Source organism: Janthinobacterium sp. HH106, from assembly GCF_001758725.1.
Taxonomy (GTDB): Bacteria; Pseudomonadota; Gammaproteobacteria; order Burkholderiales; family Burkholderiaceae_D; genus Janthinobacterium.
This window is the reverse complement of sequence record NZ_LRIC01000071.1, coordinates 1-2,117: the sequence shown is the minus strand read 5'-3', so window position 1 is coordinate 2,117 and position 2,117 is coordinate 1. Positions and strand designations below refer to the sequence as shown.

Genomic DNA, 2,117 nt, shown 5'->3' with positions numbered 1-2,117 from the left:
TAGTAGAAGCCTGTCACCACCCCCGCGCCAGCAATGACAAAGATCACCGCTCCAACAACAAAGTTAATCGCGTTGTCTATTGCCTCTTGTTTTTTGTAAGCCTGTTCGCGCCTAATTCTTCGCATCTCGCCCTCAATGTGTAGAACTTCTTTCCAAGCAGATGGCCCGTAAGTCCATGATATATGGTTTTTTATTTCCTCTCTCATGGCTTCCATCTTCTTTTTATGGGCAAAGATTTCTATCGCGTTGGCAGAATTATCGCTCATCATCTTATAAAACGGAGGGTTCTTTGTCTTATCTTCTGCATACTGGAAATCATAAGAAGCCCTTCCCCGCTTTGCCATATTTCCATACATTTCTTGGATGTATTTGCCAGCAGATATTCCCTGCTTGAGAATATTAAAAGCACTAGTGGCTAAACCGACCGCTGTAACAGGATCAATCATACGTCCATATACCTCGCAATGCGTTTTACCGCTCTATGAGGCGGTCCATTTTCTCTTCAAGACGGTCAAATTTATTCATTATCTGGGAGAGAACTTCAGAACTATCCGATTTGGTTACATACTCCTTTGCCATCTCTTCACGAGTCCTGTTAAGCAAAATGGTGACGCGCTTTATCTCATCGTGCTGGGATTTAATCCACCACCCTAAACCGCTAATTACTGCGGCAAATACTATGTTCAAAAGCGCGTCCATTTCCATTATTCAGCAGCTTCCGCTTCTTCTGGCTCAGATGCCAATGATACGGTCAGCGCGTTCATAAACGCCATGCGTCCCATTTTTAGCTGGTCGATGTTAAAATTAGCAGAGCCAATCTTTCGATCTAAGTCAGCAACGTGGTTCACCATTACCTTCTGGGTGTCATTTAGTTGGTCTTCAGTGTAGTCAGTTCCGTTGATCGTAATGGTGTTTGTTTTTTTCTCAGCCATTGTGATCTCCTTTCGGGGTTGGGGTTAAAATTATTCAGCAGCCCACGGCATACCCGTAGAGTTTGCTTGAGCCGCTACCTTGTTGATGATGTTAGACGTTATAAGATGTTCGTTCTTTGCACCTACACCGTCAGCTTTACACCAAGCCAATACATCCGCTTCAGTTAAGTCTGCGTATGGTGTGAAACCTGAAGCCGTGTGGTCAGGTGTAGCTTGTGTTCCATTAGGGCCTGTGTGCAAGTATGACCCTGACCGACTGTGGCTTACCTCAGTGTCTTCATCAACGCCAGAGCAAGACCAATCAACTTTATATACAGCACCTGTGTCAGCTACTCTGTGCATGTCCTTGACGGACCATGTGAATGTAATTGCCATGTCTTATCCTTCCAATACTGCTATACGAGCCAAGGCTGCGTCTAATGCTGTTGATAGTTCCTGAACCGCCTTGACTAGCACTGGGTAAGTTTTCATTGGATCAGCTTCTAAACATTCTTGCATTGTTCCGCTGACATCTAAAACCGGATTATCATCCGCATCTAATGTACCCTCGTTAGCATTTTCAGCATCAGGAACAAGAACAGTACTTTCGTGAACCAAACGCATGTGATCTGCATATTCTGTTGCAGCTTGTGCTGTTTTTAATTCTTGAGCGATAAAACCAAAGTCTTTTAGTCCTTGTTTAGTACCGTCTCGTCTATCCCAATCAAATGCAACAGGACGAAGTGTTTTAATAAAATCTAATCCTAAAGGAACATCAACAATATTTGTTTTGTCTCTTTCATCTGATAAAGACGATATAGAGGTATCATTACAACGAAGGTTGGCCACACTACCATTACCTAATGTAAACTCATTATCTGCCGTTGCGCTTGAAGGATAAGCTGCAAAACCAATAGCAGTATTATTACTCCCTGTTGTAATGCCATTTGCTGTTGAGGTAGAGCCGTTATAGTATCCCGCATATGTTCCAAGAAATGTATTTTCGTGACCTGATGTCGATAGATTGTTACCTGACTCATGTCCAATAGCGGTATTAAAGGAACCTGTTAAAGCCTGACCATCAACTCCACGACCTGCCGCATACCCTACAAAAGTCGAAGCTGGGGCTGTTGTGACATAAGTGCCGGCGAGCCCACCAATGCAAGTTCCAGTGGTTCCAGTGGTGAGTGGGGGAGTGGCTAACGC

At 44.0% G+C, this 2,117-nt stretch carries 4 protein-coding genes; all 4 read right to left on the bottom strand.

What is annotated here, in order from left to right; all coding sequences use genetic code 11:
• Positions 1–446 (bottom strand): hypothetical protein (locus tag JAB8_RS26615; RefSeq protein ID WP_139143199.1); only part of this gene is annotated, 446 nt, incomplete at its 3' end.
• Positions 447–471: 25 nt separating this feature from the next.
• The gene (locus JAB8_RS26610; RefSeq protein WP_139143198.1) at positions 472–699 is read right to left on the bottom strand and encodes a hypothetical protein; all 228 of its coding nucleotides are present in this window, start codon (positions 697–699) and stop codon (positions 472–474) included.
• A 5-nt stretch (positions 700–704) separates the two neighbouring features.
• Complete coding sequence (locus JAB8_RS26605) at positions 705–932, bottom strand: hypothetical protein (RefSeq protein ID WP_068355774.1); 228 nt, start codon at positions 930–932, stop codon at positions 705–707.
• 378 nt (positions 933–1,310) lie between these two features.
• Positions 1,311–2,117 (bottom strand): tail fiber domain-containing protein (locus JAB8_RS28720; RefSeq protein ID WP_175445263.1); only part of this gene is annotated, 807 nt, incomplete at its 5' end.